Genomic DNA, 15,677 nt, shown 5'->3' with positions numbered 1-15,677 from the left:
GGCGATCAGTGGAACCGGGCGTTGAGGAGGACGGCGGCGTCCACGTCGTCGGAGTCGACGGCCTTGAGGCCCTCGGCCAGGATCTCCTCATCGCGCAGCGGGCCGGGTCAGGGGCAGCGTACAACCTGGCCCGCGTACGACAGGTTTCCGCCGAAGCCGAACAGCAGCACCGGGTCGCCGGTCGACAGCGCGCCCTGCTCGAGGAGTTTGGAGAAGGCCAGCGGGATGCTCGCGGCGGAGGTGTTGCCGGAGTCGGTAACATCGCGGGCCACAACGGCGTTGACCGCGCCGAGCCGGCGAGCAAGGGGTTCGATGATCCGCAGGTTGGCCTGGTGCAGCACCACACCGGCGAGGTCCTCGGGCACGAGCCCCGCCTTCTCGCAGGCCTGGCGGGCGATGACCGGCAGTCGGGTGGCCGCCCAGCGGTAGACGCTCTGGCCCTCCTGCGCGAACCGCGGCGGCGTCCCCTCGATCCGCACCGCGTGGGCCATCTCGGGCACCGAGCCCCACAGCACCGGTCCGATCCCGGCCTCCTCGCCCGGTGCGCAGGCCTCCACCACGGCCGCGCCCGCCCCGTCGCCGACGAGGACGCAGGTGGAGCGGTCGGTCCAGTCGGCCACGTCGGACATCTTGTCGGCGCCGACGACCAGCACCCGGCTCGCGCCGCCGGCCCGGACGGTGTGGTCGGCGGTGGCGAGGGCGTGGGTGAAGCCCGCGCACACCACGTTGAGGTCCATGACGGCGGGGCCGGGCATGCCGAGGCGGGCGGCGACCCGGGCGGCCATGTTGGGCGAGCGGTCGATCGCGGTGGACGTGGCCACCAGGACCAGGTCGATCTCGGCGGGAGTGCGGCCGGCCGCCGCGAGTGCCTTGGCGGCGGCGTGGGCGGCCAGCTCGTCGACGGGTTCGTCGGGGCCCGCGATGTGACGGGTGCGGATGCCCACCCGGCTCGTGATCCACGCGTCGCTGGTGTCGACCATGCCCGCCAGGTCCTCGTTGGTGAGGACCCGGGCGGGCTGATAGTGGCCGACGGCGGCGATGCGCGAGCCGATCATGGGTGATCCCCTCGTTTCCAGTTGCGGGATGCACCAGTCTGATCAGTGACTCACGGGTACGAGGGCAGGTGAAGCGACAGGAAACGGGCGCCGGGCTTGTCGGCTTCCCTCAGCCTCCGAAAGGCCGTCCCGGCCGTCCGCGGTCAGCCCGTGAACAGCTGTGTCGCCTTGCGCACGAGCTCGTACAGACCGTAGACGAGCGGAACGCCCACCCACAGCCAGGAGAAGGCGATGAGACCACGGCGGTCCCCGCTAGGCGGACTCTGACTGCTGTCGCCGGTCATCGGCGGCCTCCTTCGGCGTCCCGGGGCCGGGCTCGTGGTGACGGGGATGGACGGGCCGGACCAGTTCGTTGGCGACGAAGCCGATGACGAGCAGTCCGATCATGATGGCCAGCGACGTTCCGTAGAGGGACGGCCCGTGCTTGCCGGCCTCCTCCTGACGGTCGGCGACCCAGTTCACGATCAGCGGCCCGAGCACACCGGCGGTGGACCAGGCGGTGAGGAGCCGGCCGTGGATGGCGCCCACCTGGTAGGTGCCGAAGAGGTCCTTGAGATAGGCGGGGACGGTGGCGAAGCCGCCGCCGTAGAAGGAGAGGATCACCAGGGCGCAGAGCACGAACAGCGGCTTGGAGGTGTCGCCGAGCAGCCAGATGAGGGCGTACATCAGCGCGCCGGCGCCGAGGTAGACCCGGTAGATGTTCTTGCGGCCGATGAGGTCGGAGGTGGTCGACCAGCCGATGCGGCCCGCCATGTTGGCCGCCGACAGCAGGGCGACGAACCCGGCGGCGGCGGTCGCCGACACCGGCGCGGAGGTGTCCGCGAAGAAGTCGGTGATCATCGGGGCGGCCTTCTCCAGGATGCCGATGCCCGCGGTGACATTCAGGGTGAGCACCAGCCACAGCAGCCAGAACTGCGGGGTGCGCACCGCGGAACGGGCCGAGACCTGCGGCCCGTCCGACACGGCGGGCGCGTCGGCGACCGGGCGCGCGGTGCGCGGCACCCGGACCAGCAGCACGCCGAGCAGCATGAATACGGCGTACACGAGCCCGTGCACGAGGAAGGCGCGCGCGATGCCAACGTTGTCGGAGCCGAAGGACTCGAGCATCCGCGCCGACCAGGGCGAGGCGATCAGCGCGCCACCGCCGAAGCCCATGATGGCGATGCCGGTGGCCATGCCGGGCCGGTCGGGAAACCATTTGATCAGCGTCGAGACGGGTGAGATGTAGCCGATGCCCAGGCCGATGCCGCCGACGAAGCCGTAGCCGAGGACGATCAGCCAGTACTGCTCGGTGGCCGCGCCCAGCGCGGAGAGCAGGAAGCCGGAGGAGAAGCAGACCAGGGCGACGGTCATCGCCCAGCGCGGGCCCCGGCGTTCGACGAGGGTGCCGCCGAACGCGGCGGACAGGCCCAGCATCACGATGCCGAGCTGGAAGGGCAGCGCGCTCTGGGTGCCGCTGAGGCCGAGCGCGGACTCGAGCGGCGGCTTGAACACACTCCACGCGTAGGCCTGGCCGATGGACAGGTGGACGGAGAGGGCGGCGGGCGGGACGAGCCAGCGGCTCCAGCCCGGGGGTGCGACGGGGGGACTCATGAGTCCACAACCGTAGGGAGACGGCGGGCCGTTGAGAAGACGGTTGAGCAGACAACCACTGGTCCTGCACAAAGCCTTGCTGGGGCGTGCGGGCCGCTGATCGAGCCCCTGCTGCATGACACCACGGCCGTCGTGGCGGACCGGAACGGCATCCCCTGGGCTGCGCGAGGTGGGCCGCGCCATGCGGGACGCCTCGCTCTGCGGTCTGGTCCAGACCGCTGTCGTTCAGGTCGGAGTTCGAGATGCGGGCGGCGGGTACCTGGGACGAGTCGCGGCAGACGGAGATGACGACCGTGTGCGCGTACTGCGGTGTGGGCTGCAACCTCACGCTGTAGGTGCAGGACAATGAGATCGTGAAGGTCACCTCGCCGCACGGCAGTCCGGTGACCCACGGCCGGCACTGAGCGGAACTGGTAGGGACATGGGACGAGTCACGGAACGACGCAAGGTGCTCCGCATACGGGACGGGGCGGTCTCCAGCCGCCCGGACACGCTCGTCGCCGAGGAACCCCTGGAGATCCGGCTGAACGGCAAGCCGCTGGCGATCACCATGCGCACGCCCGGGGACGACTTCGCGCTCGCCGCCGGCTTCCTGGTCAGCGAGGGGGTCCTGGCCGACGCCTCCGACCTGCAGAACATCGTCTACTGCGCGGGGGCCACGGCCGACGGTTCGAACACCTACAACGTCGTCGACGTGAAGACGGCCCCCGGCGTGGTGGTCCCGGACATCACGCTGGAGCGCAACGTCTACACCACCTCCTCCTGCGGCCTGTGCGGAAAGGCCAGCCTGGACGCGGTGCGCACCACCGCCCGCCATCCCATCGCGGACGCTCCCCCGCTGTCGCTGGAGCCGGAGCTGCTGGCGAGCCTGCCGGACCGGCTGCGCGCGGCCCAGCGGGTCTTCGACCGCACCGGCGGCCTGCACGCGGCGGCCCTGTTCGACGAGCGGGGCGAACTGCTCGACGTACGGGAAGACGTGGGCCGGCACAACGCGGTCGACAAGCTGGTCGGCCGGGCCCTGCAGAGCGGCGGCCTGCCGCTGTCCCGCGGCGTCCTGCTGGTCTCCGGCCGGGCCTCGTTCGAGCTGGCGCAGAAGGCGGTCATGGCCGGCATACCGGTGCTGGCGGCGGTCTCGGCACCGTCCTCGCTGGCGGTGGACCTGGCGGCGGAGACGGGGCTGACCCTGGTGGGCTTCCTGCGCGGCAGTTCCATGAACGTGTACGCGGGTGAGAACCGCATCGCCCTGCGGGCCGCGACCGCCCGGGGCTGACCGGTCCCGCGCGCGGTACGGCGGCGGGGTGGGCCGGCGCCAGCAGGCTCTGGGTGCGTGACTCCGCTCGGCCCCCGTGGATCGACGGCATGCGCACCCCCACCGAGGTCGCCACCCTCTCCCTGCCCGGTCTGCGTTTCGAGTCGGTCGTGACGACGGCCGCCCCGCCGCCCGCCCGGCCTCGCACGCCTACGTGGCCCCCGTCCCGGAGGCCGGGCTCGCCGACCCGGCGGCCTGGGAGTACTGGAACGGTTCGGCCTGGCAGACCCGCGCCCGTCCACGCCCCGTGCTCGGCGACGGGCGGCGCACCGGTGTGGGCAGCGTGTTCCCGGTGGTGCGGGACGAGGGGACGTATGTGCTGTTCACCATGGCCGCGGGTGCCAAGAGGCTGACCACGGTGGCGTCGTACTGGGCCTGCTCCCGACCGGTACGGTTCACCCCCGCGCTGCCGCAGGGCGGGACCGCTGCCCACACCCCGCAGACGCCCCCGGAGAGACGGCCGGACCGGCCGGGATGCCCTCAGCCGGGACGTGTCCCTGTACCGGCCGCGGTTTGTGAGCGTCCGGCTCGGTCCGGGGCGGTGATCTCCCCGGCGGCCGCGTCGACCGGGTCGTGCGACCGGCGCTTGGCGATCACCGCGCACACCATCAGCTGCATCTGGTGGAACAGCACCAGGGGCAGCAGGGCCAGCGAGGCCTGCGCCCCGAACAGGACGCTCGCCATGGGCAGACCGGCGGCCAGGGACTTCTTCGAACCGGCGAACTGGATCGCGATGCGGTCCTCCCGGCCGAACCCCAGTGCCCTGGCGCCGTACCAGGTCAGCAGCAGCATCACCGCGAGCAGCATGGCCTCCACCGCGAGCAGTCCGCCGAGCCGGGCCGGGCTCACCCGCTCCCAGATGCCCTGGACCATGCCCTCGCTGAACGCCGTATAGACGACGAGCAGGATGGACCCCCGGTCGACCAGCCCCAGCGCCTTCCGGTGCCGGGCGACAAACCCGCCGATCCAGCGGCGCAGCAGTTGCCCGGCGACGAACGGCACGAGCAGCTGGAGCACGATCCTCACCAACGAGTCCGCCGAGAACCCTCCCCCGCCGCCGCCCAGCAGCGTCGCCGCGAGCAGCGGGGTGACGACGATGCCGACCAGCGAGGAGAAGGAGCCGGCGCAGATCGCGGCGGGCACGTTGCCGCGGGCGATCGAGGTGAACGCGATCGACGACTGGATGGTGGACGGGACGAGGGTGAGGAAGAGCAGGCCCTGGTACAGCGGGTCGGTGAGAAGCACCGGAACGAGCCCGCGGGCCGCCAGACCCAGCACCGGGAACACGACGAACGTGCAGGCCAGCACCGTGACGTGGAGCCGCCAGTGCCTGAGCCCGTCCAGGGCCTCGCGAGTGGAGAGCCGGGCGCCGTAGAGGAAGAAGAGGAAGGCGATCGCGGCGGTGGAGGCACCGGAGGCGAGGTCCGCGCCGGTGCCCCGTGCGGGCAGCAGCGCGGCGACGCCGACCGTCCCGAACAGGAGCAGGAGGTACGGGTCGATCGGCAGCCGGCTCGGCCAGTGCAGGCGTTTCACTGTGCTCCACTTGCTCGTACTCGCACGCTCGGTGTCCGGGGAAGCCCTCACCGGTGGCGTCCCTTCCTCATCCTGCGCCCCGCCGCCGTGATCGGGAATCCCATACACCGCTCTCACTGTCATCATGTTCCGCGATGACCGCGGACTACCCTGGCGGCATGTACGACCCCACGCAGCTGCGGACGTTCCTGTCGGTGGCGCAGACGCTGAGCTTCACGCAGGCGGCGCGGCGGCTCGGGCTGCGTCAGTCGACCGTGAGCCAGCATGTGCGGCGGCTGGAGGAGGCGACCGGGCGGCAGCTGTTCACCCGGGACACGCACTCGGTGGAGCTGACCGAGGACGGCGAGGCGATGCTCGGCTTCGCGCGGCGGATCCTGGACGTGCACGAGCAGGCGACGCAGTTCTTCACCGGCACCCGGCTGCGCGGGCGGCTGCGGTTCGGGGCGTCGGAGGACTTCGTGCTGACGCGGCTCCCGGAGATCCTCGAACGGTTCCGGCATGAGCACCCGGAGGTCGATCTGGAACTGACGGTCGAACTGTCGGGCATCCTGCACGAGCGGCTGGCCGCGGGCCGGCTGGACCTGGTGCTGGCCAAGCGGCGGCCGGAGGACCCGCGTACGGATCCGCAGCGGCTGGTCTGGCACGACGAACTGGTGTGGATCGGGGCGTCGGGGCTGCGGCTGGACCCGCACCGCCCGGTGCCGCTGATCGTCTACCCGCCGCCGGGCATCACCCGGGCGCTGGCGCTGCGGGCGCTGGAGCGGGAGGGCCGGGAGTGGCGGATCGTCTGCACCAGCGGCAGCCTCAACGGTCTGCTCGCGGCGGCCCGGGCCGGGCTCGGGGTGATGGTGCACTCGCGCGGGCTGATGCCGCCGGGACTGGTGCCGATGCCGGAGCGGGCCGGGCTGCCGGCACCGGGCGAGGTGGACTTCGTGGTGGCGCACGGGCGGCGCCGGCCGTCCGCGCAGGGCGCGGCCGAGGCCCTGGCGGCGGCGATCCTCGCGGGCGGTGACCGGCTGCACCGCAGTGGGCGGGAGTGACGTTACGGCGCGCGCGCACGCTGGGATCAGTGGGGCGCGGCAGGTCGCTCAAGGCGCGGTCACGGCCTCGTACAGATTCGGTGGAGATTGGTGCACCGAAACTTACTCCACCGTCAGGTTTGTGTCCGACCCCTCCGCATGTGCGCGCATTTTCCTCCCCTGACCAGCGCGGACGAGAGCTCCGCTCAGCTTTCGCCCCCCTCCCGCCGCCCCGTCCCGTGGGGTACCTTTCACGGCGCTGTGCGGGACGGCGTTGTCCCGCACCAGTCCGAGCGCTCAGGAGCGGGGAGCGGGATTGCGCGAGTTCACCAACCCTCCGTTGGCCTTGGAGCCTCCGGTGGGCGGTCTGGCCGACGTGGTCTTCCGGTATGCCGAGGAAGATCCGTCGCGCGCCGCGCTGGGCCGTAAGGAGGACACCGGCAACTGGCGGGACGTGTCCAGCGCCGAGTTCCGCGACGAAGTGCTCGCCCTGGCCAAGGGCCTGCTGGCGGGCGGCATCCGGTTCGGCGACCGGGTCGCGATCATGTCCCGCACCCGCTACGAGTGGACCCTCTTCGACTTCGCGCTGTGGACGATCGGCGCGCAGGTCGTCCCCGTCTACCCCACCTCCTCCGCCGAGCAGTGCTGGTGGATGCTGCACGACGCCGAGGTGACCGCCGCGGTCGTGGAGCACGAGGACCACGCGATGACGATCGCCACGGTCATCGACCGGCTGCCGCGGATGCGCAGGCTGTGGCAGCTGGACGCGGGCGCGGTGCAGGAGCTGTACGACGCGGGCGCGCACCTCGACGACGAGGTGGTGCACCGGCACCGGCGGGCGGTCACGCCCGAGTCCGTGGCGACGGTCATCTACACCTCGGGCACCACCGGCCGCCCCAAGGGCTGTGTGCTCTCGCACCGCAACTTCATGTACGAGTCGGACACCGTCATCGCGCGCTGGGAGCCGGTGTTCCACTCCCGCAGGGGCGACGAGGCGTCGACGCTGCTGTTCCTGCCGCTCGCGCACGTCTTCGGGCGGATGGTGGAGGTGGCGGCGTTCCGCGGGAAGGTGAAGTTCGGCCATCAGCCGCAGCTGAACGCGGCGGCGCTGCTGCCCGACCTGGCCGCCTTCCGGCCGACGTTCTTCCTGGCCGTGCCGTACATCTTCGAGAAGGTGTTCAACGCGGCGCGGCGCAAGGCGGAACGGGAGGGCCGCTCGGGGCCGTTCGAGAAGGCCGTCGAGGTGGCCGTGAAGTACGCGGACGCGGTGGAGGCGAAGGCCTGGGGCGACGGGCCCGGGCCGTCCGCGGCGCTGCGGATGCAGCACCAGATCTTCGACAAGCTCGTCTACTCCAAGATCCGCGCGGCGATGGGCGGCAGGATCCGGCACGCCATGTCGGGCGGTTCCGCGATGGACCGCCGGCTCGGGCTGTTCTTCGCGGGCGCCGGCGTGCAGATCTACGAGGGGTACGGACTCACCGAGTCGACGGCGGCGGCCACCGCCAACCCGCCCGAACGCACCCGTTACGGCACCGTCGGCCGGCCCATCCCCGGGGTCACCGTGCACATCGCGGACGACGGCGAGATCTGGCTGCACGGCGACAACGTCTTCGAGGGGTATCTCAACCATCCCAAGGCCACCGACGAGGCCCTGCACGACGGCTGGCTGGCCACCGGGGACCTCGGTTCCCTGGACGAGGACGGCTATCTGACCATCACCGGGCGCAAGAAGGAGATCCTGGTGACCTCGGGCGGCAAGAGCGTGTCGCCGGCACTGCTGGAGGAGCGGGTGCGGGACCACCCGCTGGTCAACCAGTGCATCGTGGTCGGCAACGACCGCCCGTACGTCGCGGCCCTGGTCACGATCGACCAGGAGGCCGTCGAGCACTGGCTGACGATGCGCGGCAAGCCGCAACTGCCGCCGGCCCAGCTGGTGCGGGACGCGGACCTGGAGACGGAGGTGCGGCGCGCCGTGGTCGCGGCCAACACCCTGGTCTCCCAGGCGGAGTCGATTCGTACGTTCCGCATCCTGGCGCAGCCGTTCACCGAGGAGCACGGGCTGCTCACCCCCTCGCTGAAACTGAAGCGCAGGGCGATCGAGAAGGCGTACCAGACAGAGGTCGAGGCGCTCTACCGCGCGTGAAATGCGGCGGCGTGAATACGGCGATCAGGAATGCGGCGCGGGCCGTGATCGTTGACCATGGGGGTAACACCTGACCACAAACGAAGGATCGAGAGCTCGTGAGCAAGGTCCCCCCGATCATCCTGAACAACGGCGTCGAGATGCCTCAGCTGGGGTTCGGCGTCTGGCAGGTACCGGACGCGGAGGCCGAGACGGCCGTGGCGACGGCGCTGGAGGCGGGCTACCGCAGCATCGACACCGCGGCGATCTACGGCAACGAGGAGGGCACCGGACGGGCGATCGCCGCGTCGGGCATCCCGCGTGAGGACATCTTCGTCACCACCAAGGTCTGGAACAGCGACCACGGGTACGACTCCACGCTGCGCGCGTACGACACATCGCTGGCGAAGCTCGGCCTCGACTACGTGGACCTGTACCTCATCCACTGGCCCACGCCCGCCCGCGACCTGTACGTCGAGACGTACAAGGCGCTCGAGAAGCTCTACGCCGACGGCCGGGTCCGTGCCATCGGTGTGTCCAACTTCCTGCCGGAGCACCTGGAGCGGCTGATCGGCGAGACGTCCGTCGTCCCGGCGGTCAACCAGATCGAGCTGCACCCGCATCTGCAGCAGCACGCCGCGCGTGAGTACCACGCCGAGCGGGGCATCGCCACGGAGGCGTGGTCGCCGCTGGGCTCCGGCAAGGGCATCCTCGAGATCCCGGCGATCGTGGCGATCGCGCAGAAGCACGGCCGTACGCCGGCCCAGGTGGTGCTGCGCTGGCACATCCAACTGGGCAACATCGTCATCCCGAAGTCGGTGACGCCGTCCAGGATCGCGGAGAACATCGACGTCTTCGACTTCAGCCTGGACGCCGAGGACCTCGCCGCGATCAGCGCGCTCAACGAGGACCGGCGACTGGGTGCGCACCCGGCGGAGTTCAACGCCGCCTGACCCGCCCTTCAAGTCACGCCGTCACACGGGCCGCACGCCCGTGTGCACGGTGTGGGCCGCCAGGACGAACACGTCCGGGCGGTGGTGCAGGCTCGCCGTGTCGTCGGGGTCGAGGAGGCGGTCGAGGGCGGCGCGGTCGTCGGCGTCCAGGTCCTCGGCCATGCCCTCGCGGGCGCGGGTGAGGACGGCGACGGCGTAGGCGCGGGCGCGGTCCGTGGCCGGGGCGGGCAGGTCGAGAAGGAACGTGCGCGTGCGGGTGTGGTGCAGGCCGGCCGAGGCCAGCAGTGCCGGCCAGTCCTCGACGACGGCCACCGAGTCCGGCAGTTCGGCGCGCATACGGCTGAACCGCTCCTCCTCCGCCGCGTCGAGGCGCGCCTGGAGGCCCGGCCGGCCGAACCCGATGTCGCGGGGCAGGAAGCGGGTGGGCAGGCCGCCCTCCATCACCGCCAGGGTGCCGGCGGGCGCCAGGCGCTCGGCGCAGGCGGCGAGGGCGGCGCGCTGGTCGCCCAGGTGGTGGATGCTGCGGCTGGCCCACAGCAGGTCGGCCGGGTAGTCCAGTTCGTCGAGCACGCCGGGGAGTTCACCGGCGAGGGTGCCGAAACGGTCGGCCGCCCCCTGCCGCTCCGCCCGGGCGCGGGCCCGCTCCAGCAGCGTTTCGGAGCCGTCGACGGCCAGGACCCGTGCCCCCGGGAACGTCTCGGCGAACAGAGCCGCGATGACACCGGGACCACTGCCCGCGTCCACGATCAGCCCCGGTTCGGTCACCTCCTTCGCCAGCCAGTTCAGGGCGCGCTCGTACAGCGGGGTGAACAACTCCGCCTGGCTTTCGAGCAGAGGCGCCATCTCGGCCCAGTCGATGTCCTCGTGGCCATGTCCGTGTCCCTGCCCGTGCTCCTGGTCGTGCCCCATGATGATCAGCCTCTCCGCTCGCTTGCCGTCAGGGTGCGCCGACGCACCGCACCGGAGCAACCGATGTTGCCGGTCGCGCAAAAACGGGCGGGCGCTGCAGTTGGCCGTGTCGGCGATCAAGCCGTGCACGTCGGCGACGGTCGCGCCCTCGGCATTCGCGGTCTGCTGCTCGTACGCGGAGTTCTCGAACAGCCCCGACGCCGCTCCGCGCACCGGCCCCGGCACCTGACGCCCTCCCACACGGAGAGCCACCCGGCTCCCGCACGCCCATGCACTCTTCCCCGGAAACCCGCTACTGGAGAATGGTGCCTCCACTCCACCGTCGACAGCGAGGGAGCCCGGGTGCCCGGCCGGATCATCTTCCTGAACGGCACGTCCAGTTCGGGGAAGTCGAGCATCGCGCAGGAACTGCTGCGGACACTGGACGAGCCGTACTTCCACATGCCCGTGGACTCCTTCCACGCGATGCGCTCGCGCCGGGAGACACCCGCGGAGGAACTCCCCGACGTGCTGCACCGCACGTGGAAGGGGTTCCACCGGGCGGTCGCCGGCATGGCCGCGGCGGGGAACAACGTGGTGGTCGACCATGTGCTGAGTGAGGAATGGCGCCTGCTGGACTGCCTGGAGCTGTTCCCCGCGCGGGACGTCGTGCTGGTGGGAGTCCGCTGCTCCCTCGAGGAGCTGCGACGGCGCGAACAGATACGCGGCGACCAGCCGGCCGGGCTCGCGGCCCGGCAGTTCGAGCGGGTGCACGCACACGGCCGGTACGACATCGAATGCGACACCACCACGGCCGGTGCGGCGGACTGCGCCCGCCGGATCCGTGCCTTCCTGCCGCACCGGCCGTTCCCCACCGCGTTCGAGACGCTCCGCGCCGAACTGCGCCCCGGCGCGGGCGCGCGGGCGGCCGTTCGATGAGCCGGGATGGGGGCGAGCCGCGGCCCGCTGAAGGGGTGCCGCCTGCGCCCACCCGTGCCGCCCCAGCGGCACGACTGCCCGCAGGCTACGCCGGCGGTCCCCCGCGGCGTCTGGCTCTGCTCGGGGGAGGTTTTTCCACCGAGGACGACGGGTTGCTGGATGGATGGGTGTTGGGTCATGCCCGGGGGGACCGGCCCAAGGTGTGCTTTGTGGCTACGGCGAGTGGGGACGCACCCGCGTACGTCGAGAAGTTTTTCGACGCGTTTCGGGCGCGGGACTGTGAGCCGTCCGTACTGTCGCTGTTTCGGCGGGAGTTGGACGATGCGGCGCTGCGGGCGTACCTGCTCGCGCAGGATGTCGTGTACGTCGGGGGTGGCAACACCGCCAATCTGCTGGCGGTCTGGCGGGTGCACGGTGTGGACCGTCTGATGCGGGAGGCGTACGAGGGCGGGACGCTGCTGTGCGGGATCAGTGCCGGGGCCAACTGCTGGGCCGAGGGGTCGCACACCGACTCCTTCGGCCCGCTGACGTATCTGCGGGACGGGCTGGGGCTGCTGCCGGGTTCGGTGTGCCCGCACTACGACAGCGAGCCCGGCCGCCGGGACTCCTACCGGGCGGCCGTGGCGGGCGGCCGGCTGCCCGCCGGGTGGGCGGTGGACGACGGGGTGGGGGCCCTGTTCACGGACGGCCGGCTCGTCGAGGTGGTGACGCGGGCACCGGAAGCCCGGCTGTACCGGGTGCGGGCCGGGGCGGGTGGTGGGGTCGAAGAGCGGGCCGTGGGGGGCCGGGCGCTCAGGGCGTGAGTGCCGGCTTGCGGTAGGCGTGGAGGGTGAATACGGGGTCGGGGCGGGGGCGGTCCTGGTCGGGGAGTTCGGCCAGCCGGGCGGCGAACTCCTCGGCGAGCGGTTCCCCGGGCGGCAGCGTGACGAACCAGCCGCGGCGCAGGTCCGTGATGGTGCGGCGGGGGCTGCGGCCCTGACCGTGGCCCCGGAAGCGGGCCTGCCCGGCGGGGAGCAGTCCGTGCCCGGCGGCGCAGGCCGTCACATCGGCGGGGGCGTCGGGCACCGGGCTGGGCGGGCGGGCGGCGAGCACCACGTCGATGTCACTGCCCACGTTGTGGGAGGCCCCCTTGTGCACGCTGGTGATGTAGACCCCACCGGGCCGCAGCACACGGGCGCACTCGCCGACGACCGTCGGGACGTCCCCCGGGCCGGACAGCAGATGCAGCAGCCACACGCTGACCACGACGTCGAACCGGGCGTCGCCGAAGGGCAGCCGGCGGCTGTCCGCGCGGACGACGGCGCCGGGCAGGCGGGCGGCGGCCATCCGGGTCATCGACGGCGCGAGGTCGGCCCCCGTCACCCGCAGACCGGCGCGGGCGGCGGGAAACCGCCGGGTCACCAGGCCGGTGCCGCAGGCGACGTCCAGCAGATCGCGCGCACCGCCGGGTATGAGACTCAGTACGGCGTCGGCGGCGGCCGCCGCCCGGGCCTCGCCGCCGCGCAGGGCGTCGTACCGTTCCGCTTCCTTGTCGTAGTCCAGCACGCGCCTCAGTGTGCACCGTGTCCGGGCGCCAGGTCCTCCACCCTGCGGGCGAGCTCTACATCCTTGGCGGTGACGGCGCCGCCCGCGCTGTGGGTGTGCACGGACAGGGACACGGTGTCGTAGCCGAGGGTGAGGTCGGAGTGGTGGTTGAGCTCCTCCTGCACCTGCGCGATGTGCACGACCATCGCCGTCGCCGCGAAGTGCGAGCCGAGCCGGTAGGAACGGGTGAGGCGGCCCTCGTCGAGCGACCAGCCCGGCAGCTCGGCCAGCCGGTCCTCGATCTCCTTCTGTGACAGCGGTTCGACGGGCATGGGCTGCGCTCCTTCGCCGGGTTCGGGTCTCATTTGCCGGATTCCCAGACTACGGTCCTGGCATGACCACAGTCCCGTCCGACGCCACCGCCGGCACCGAAGGCGTGGGCCCGCTGCTGCGTGCCTGGCGGGAGCAGCGGCGGGTCAGCCAGCTGGAGCTGGCCCTGCGCGCCGACTCCTCCGCCCGGCACATCAGCTTCATCGAGACCGGCCGCTCCCGGCCCAGCGAGGAGATGGTGCTGCGGCTGGCCGAGGAGCTGGACGTCCCGATGCGGGAGCGCAACGCCCTGCTGCTCGCCGCGGGGTACGCGCCCCGGTTCCCGCACACCCCGCTGGACGACCCCGCGCTGGACGCGCTGCGGGACGGCATCAAGCGGCTGATCAGCGGCTTCGAACCGTATCCGGCGCTGGTGGTGGACGCGATGTATGACGTCGTGGCCGCCAACCGGGGGGTGATGATGCTGTTCGACGGGATCCCGGAGTCGCTGCTGACGCCGCCGCTGAACGCGATGCGGCTCACCCTGCACCCGCAGGGACTGGCACCGAGGATCCGCAATCTGCGGGAGTGGCGAGGGCATCTGCTGGACCAGATGCGGCGGGACATCGCGCTGCGCCGCTCCGGGCCACTGCGGGCGCTGTACGAGGAGGTCGCGGCGTTCCCGGTCCCGGACACCGGCGAGCGGCGCCCGGAGGAACAGGACGCGCCGGTGGCGTACTTCGCGCTGCCGATGGTGATCGAGCACGAGGGCCGGACGCTGTCGTTCGTGTCGTCGATCTCCACCTTCAACACCCCCATGGACGTGACCGTCGCCGAGCTGGCCGTGGAGACGCTGCTCCCGGCCGACCCGGCGACGGCCAAGTACCTTCAGTTCTGGCTGAGCTGACGTGCCCTCAGCGCCAGGTGCTGCAGTACGGCGAAGCCCGCCACGGTGAGCGCCTGGAGCACCGTCCACACCGCGCCCGCCGTGGTCGGGGTGAGCCAGAGCGCGAGGGCGGCGAGACTGACGGCGGACCAGACGAGGTTGGCCTCGACGACGATCCGTACGCCCGCCGTGGGCGGGTGGCGGCGGGCGGCCAGCAGACCCACGACGGCCGCGTACCCGGCGAGGAACGCGCCGAGGCCCGTCAGCAGGCCGGACCCGGCGCCGAGGAAGCGTCCGAGCGGCCCGGAGAGGGCGAGATAGGCGAGCGCGTTGGCGCCGGTCACCACGGCGTCCAGGGCCAGGAAGCGGCGCAGCATCAGCTGCGGCTCCACGGTCCGGGCGAGCGCGGCAAGCTGGGTAGCGGACATGATGCATCACCCTCCGTCGGGATCGGTGGCGGCGGCCGGGGCCGGGTCCCGGGCCGGAGTGCGAGCCGGCCCGGGACCCGGTGCGTCCACGATCCCGTGGGGGCGGCGGCGGGTCGATTACCTGCGGGGTAATACGGCTGAGGGAGCAGGGAAACAGGGCGGTTCACCGTGGCCCGTGAGACTCTCGGAGGGACATGACAGACTGAGCGCGTGCTGGGGTGCGTTGGGGAGGCGTGGCGTGAGTGAGCGGCGGGCCGCACCGACCGTGGGCCAGGTGGTTCTGGGAAGGCGGCTGCAGGAGCTGCGGGAGGCGGCGGGCCTCTCACGGGAGGAGGCGGCCCGGATCCTGCGGGTGGCGCCCGCGACCGTGCGGCGGATGGAGACGGCCGAGGTCACGCTGAAGATCCCGTACCTCCAGCTGCTGCTGACCGCTTACGGGGTACCGGAGAGCGAGTCCGTCGCATTCGTGGAGCTCGCCGAGGAGGCGAACCGGCCGGGCTGGTGGCAGCGGTACCACGATGTGCTGCCCGAGTGGTTCCGCATGTATGTGAGCCTGGAGGGCGCCGCCCGGATCATCCGGTCCTACGAGCCGCATTTCGTGCCGGGGCTGCTGCAGACCGAGGACTACGCGCGCGCCGTCCTGGAGGCGGGGACGATCGGCACCGCGGGGCGGGACGCCGTCGAGCGGCATGTGGCCCTGCGCATGGAGCGTCAGCGTCTGCTGGAGCGCGGCGATGCCCCGCATCTGTGGGTGCTGATGGAGGAGACGGTGCTGCGGCGCCCGGTGAGCGCCGACAGCCGGGTGATGCGGGACCAGCTGGACAAGCTGCTCGAGTACGCCGAACGGGACCGCATCACCCTCCAGATCGCCGAGTTCGCGAACGGCCCGCACCCGGGGACGTACGCGCCCTTCTCGCTGTTCCGCTTCGCCGAGCCGGAGCTGCCCGACATGGTGTTCACCGAGTATCTGACGGGCGCCCTGTATCTGGACTCCCGCACGGAGGTCGCGGTGCATCTGGAGGTCCTGGACCATATGACGGCGCGGGCGGCCTCGACGCGGCGCACGGCGAAGCTGCTGCGGGAGTGCCGGGAACACTACTGAGAACCCTCGCCCGCCGT

General features: G+C 71.9%; 16 protein-coding genes and 3 pseudogenes. 10 read left to right on the top strand and 9 right to left on the bottom strand.

Going from position 1 to position 15,677, the window contains the following annotated elements:
- Nucleotides 1–8: 8 nt before the first annotated feature.
- From AB0L56_RS10270 to AB0L56_RS10255, 4 genes and pseudogenes are all read right to left on the bottom strand, one after another.
- Nucleotides 9–89 (bottom strand): annotated as a pseudogene (locus AB0L56_RS10270) (GntR family transcriptional regulator); the annotation flags it as partial.
- A gap of 18 nt (nt 90–107) precedes the next feature.
- Nucleotides 108–1,055: a beta-ketoacyl-ACP synthase III gene (locus AB0L56_RS10265; RefSeq protein ID WP_365421143.1), complete on the bottom strand. Its 948-nt coding sequence runs from the start codon at nt 1,053–1,055 to the stop codon at nt 108–110.
- Nucleotides 1,056–1,198: 143 nt separating this feature from the next.
- Nucleotides 1,199–1,339, bottom strand: a complete 141-nt coding sequence (locus AB0L56_RS10260; protein WP_361029301.1) for a hypothetical protein — start codon at nt 1,337–1,339, stop codon at nt 1,199–1,201.
- Nucleotides 1,308–2,648 carry an OFA family MFS transporter gene (locus AB0L56_RS10255; RefSeq protein WP_361029298.1) on the bottom strand — a complete coding sequence of 447 codons (1,341 nt, stop codon included), beginning with the start codon at nt 2,646–2,648 and terminating at the stop codon, nt 1,308–1,310. The genes AB0L56_RS10260 and AB0L56_RS10255 overlap by 32 nt, the downstream gene beginning before the upstream one ends.
- Before the next feature lie 218 nt (nt 2,649–2,866).
- Here AB0L56_RS10255 and AB0L56_RS10250 point away from each other — a divergent pair.
- The 3 genes and pseudogenes from AB0L56_RS10250 to AB0L56_RS10240 all read left to right on the top strand — a co-directional run.
- Nucleotides 2,867–3,052 (top strand): annotated as a pseudogene (locus tag AB0L56_RS10250) (Fe-S-binding domain-containing protein); the annotation flags it as partial.
- Nucleotides 3,053–3,069: 17 nt separating this feature from the next.
- On the top strand, nt 3,070–3,918 hold the full coding sequence (fdhD, locus tag AB0L56_RS10245; protein WP_365421139.1) for a formate dehydrogenase accessory sulfurtransferase FdhD: 849 nt from the start codon (nt 3,070–3,072) through the stop codon (nt 3,916–3,918).
- A gap of 47 nt (nt 3,919–3,965) precedes the next feature.
- Nucleotides 3,966–4,502: pseudogene (locus tag AB0L56_RS10240) on the top strand (hypothetical protein); the annotation flags it as partial.
- On the opposite strand, the gene AB0L56_RS10235 reads toward AB0L56_RS10240, so the two are convergent.
- Nucleotides 4,438–5,490 carry a bile acid:sodium symporter family protein gene (locus tag AB0L56_RS10235; RefSeq protein ID WP_365421136.1) on the bottom strand — a complete coding sequence of 351 codons (1,053 nt, stop codon included), beginning with the start codon at nt 5,488–5,490 and terminating at the stop codon, nt 4,438–4,440. The pseudogene AB0L56_RS10240 and the gene AB0L56_RS10235 overlap by 65 nt on opposite strands.
- 158 nt (nt 5,491–5,648) lie before the next feature.
- Here AB0L56_RS10235 and AB0L56_RS10230 point away from each other — a divergent pair, with 158 nt between their 5' ends.
- From AB0L56_RS10230 to AB0L56_RS10220, 3 genes are all read left to right on the top strand, one after another.
- The gene (locus AB0L56_RS10230) at nt 5,649–6,530 is read left to right on the top strand and encodes a LysR substrate-binding domain-containing protein (RefSeq protein ID WP_365421133.1); all 882 of its coding nucleotides are present in this window, start codon (nt 5,649–5,651) and stop codon (nt 6,528–6,530) included.
- 295 nt (nt 6,531–6,825) lie between these two features.
- Nucleotides 6,826–8,652 (top strand): AMP-binding protein, encoded by a 1,827-nt coding sequence (locus tag AB0L56_RS10225; protein WP_365421130.1) that lies wholly within the window; start codon nt 6,826–6,828, stop codon nt 8,650–8,652.
- 140 nt (nt 8,653–8,792) lie between these two features.
- Nucleotides 8,793–9,584, top strand: a complete 792-nt coding sequence (locus AB0L56_RS10220) for an aldo/keto reductase (RefSeq protein WP_365421416.1) — start codon at nt 8,793–8,795, stop codon at nt 9,582–9,584.
- Between the two features lie 21 nt (nt 9,585–9,605).
- Here the strand turns inward: AB0L56_RS10220 and AB0L56_RS10215 are convergent, their stop codons facing one another.
- The gene (locus tag AB0L56_RS10215) at nt 9,606–10,493 is read right to left on the bottom strand and encodes a class I SAM-dependent methyltransferase (RefSeq protein ID WP_361029766.1); all 888 of its coding nucleotides are present in this window, start codon (nt 10,491–10,493) and stop codon (nt 9,606–9,608) included.
- A 342-nt stretch (nt 10,494–10,835) separates the two neighbouring features.
- On the opposite strand from AB0L56_RS10215, the gene AB0L56_RS10210 reads away from it, so the two are divergent.
- The gene (locus AB0L56_RS10210) at nt 10,836–11,411 is read left to right on the top strand and encodes an AAA family ATPase (RefSeq protein ID WP_365421127.1); all 576 of its coding nucleotides are present in this window, start codon (nt 10,836–10,838) and stop codon (nt 11,409–11,411) included.
- 110 nt (nt 11,412–11,521) lie between these two features.
- Nucleotides 11,522–12,214 (top strand): peptidase E, encoded by a 693-nt coding sequence (locus tag AB0L56_RS10205; protein ID WP_365421413.1) that lies wholly within the window; start codon nt 11,522–11,524, stop codon nt 12,212–12,214.
- Here AB0L56_RS10205 and AB0L56_RS10200 read toward each other — a convergent pair.
- The gene (locus AB0L56_RS10200; protein ID WP_365421124.1) at nt 12,204–12,956 is read right to left on the bottom strand and encodes a methyltransferase domain-containing protein; all 753 of its coding nucleotides are present in this window, start codon (nt 12,954–12,956) and stop codon (nt 12,204–12,206) included. The two genes, AB0L56_RS10205 and AB0L56_RS10200, sit on opposite strands and share 11 nt — an antisense overlap.
- A 5-nt stretch (nt 12,957–12,961) precedes the next feature.
- Nucleotides 12,962–13,267, bottom strand: coding sequence for a 4a-hydroxytetrahydrobiopterin dehydratase (locus AB0L56_RS10195; RefSeq protein WP_365421122.1), 306 nt, complete (start codon nt 13,265–13,267; stop codon nt 12,962–12,964).
- 62 nt (nt 13,268–13,329) lie between these two features.
- Here AB0L56_RS10195 and AB0L56_RS10190 point away from each other — a divergent pair, with 62 nt between their 5' ends.
- Entirely contained in the window at nt 13,330–14,151 is an 822-nt protein-coding gene (locus AB0L56_RS10190) for a helix-turn-helix transcriptional regulator (protein ID WP_365421119.1), read from the top strand.
- On the opposite strand, the gene AB0L56_RS10185 is transcribed toward AB0L56_RS10190, so the two are convergent.
- Nucleotides 14,133–14,558 (bottom strand): hypothetical protein, encoded by a 426-nt coding sequence (locus tag AB0L56_RS10185; protein ID WP_365421116.1) that lies wholly within the window; start codon nt 14,556–14,558, stop codon nt 14,133–14,135. The genes AB0L56_RS10190 and AB0L56_RS10185 overlap by 19 nt on opposite strands.
- A gap of 238 nt (nt 14,559–14,796) precedes the next feature.
- Here AB0L56_RS10185 and AB0L56_RS10180 point away from each other — a divergent pair, with 238 nt between their 5' ends.
- Nucleotides 14,797–15,660, top strand: coding sequence for a helix-turn-helix transcriptional regulator (locus tag AB0L56_RS10180; RefSeq protein ID WP_365421113.1), 864 nt, complete (start codon nt 14,797–14,799; stop codon nt 15,658–15,660).
- Nucleotides 15,661–15,677 lie beyond the last annotated feature (17 nt).

Source organism: Streptomyces sp. NPDC052079, from assembly GCF_040680275.1.
Classification (GTDB): Bacteria; Actinomycetota; Actinomycetes; order Streptomycetales; family Streptomycetaceae; genus Streptomyces.
Note: the sequence above shows the minus strand (reverse complement) of the source record. Positions and strands in the feature narration are given on the sequence as shown.

Bases quoted from the DNA above. Each gene is read 5' to 3' on its own strand.
- AB0L56_RS10255 (WP_361029298.1), bottom strand. From the start codon at position 2,648: ATGAGTCCCCCCGTCGCACCCCCGGGCTGGAGCCGCTGGCTCGTCCCG.
- AB0L56_RS10260 (WP_361029301.1), bottom strand. From the start codon at position 1,339: ATGACCGGCGACAGCAGTCAGAGTCCGCCTAGCGGGGACCGCCGTGGT.
- AB0L56_RS10215 (WP_361029766.1), bottom strand. From the start codon at position 10,493: ATGGGGCACGACCAGGAGCACGGGCAGGGACACGGACATGGCCACGAG.
- AB0L56_RS10195 (WP_365421122.1), bottom strand. From the start codon at position 13,267: ATGCCCGTCGAACCGCTGTCACAGAAGGAGATCGAGGACCGGCTGGCC.
- AB0L56_RS10265 (WP_365421143.1), bottom strand. From the start codon at position 1,055: ATGATCGGCTCGCGCATCGCCGCCGTCGGCCACTATCAGCCCGCCCGG.
- AB0L56_RS10185 (WP_365421116.1), bottom strand. From the start codon at position 14,558: ATGTCCGCTACCCAGCTTGCCGCGCTCGCCCGGACCGTGGAGCCGCAG.
- AB0L56_RS10230 (WP_365421133.1), top strand. From the start codon at position 5,649: ATGTACGACCCCACGCAGCTGCGGACGTTCCTGTCGGTGGCGCAGACG.
- AB0L56_RS10190 (WP_365421119.1), top strand. From the start codon at position 13,330: ATGACCACAGTCCCGTCCGACGCCACCGCCGGCACCGAAGGCGTGGGC.
- fdhD (WP_365421139.1), top strand. From the start codon at position 3,070: ATGGGACGAGTCACGGAACGACGCAAGGTGCTCCGCATACGGGACGGG.
- AB0L56_RS10220 (WP_365421416.1), top strand. From the start codon at position 8,793: ATGCCTCAGCTGGGGTTCGGCGTCTGGCAGGTACCGGACGCGGAGGCC.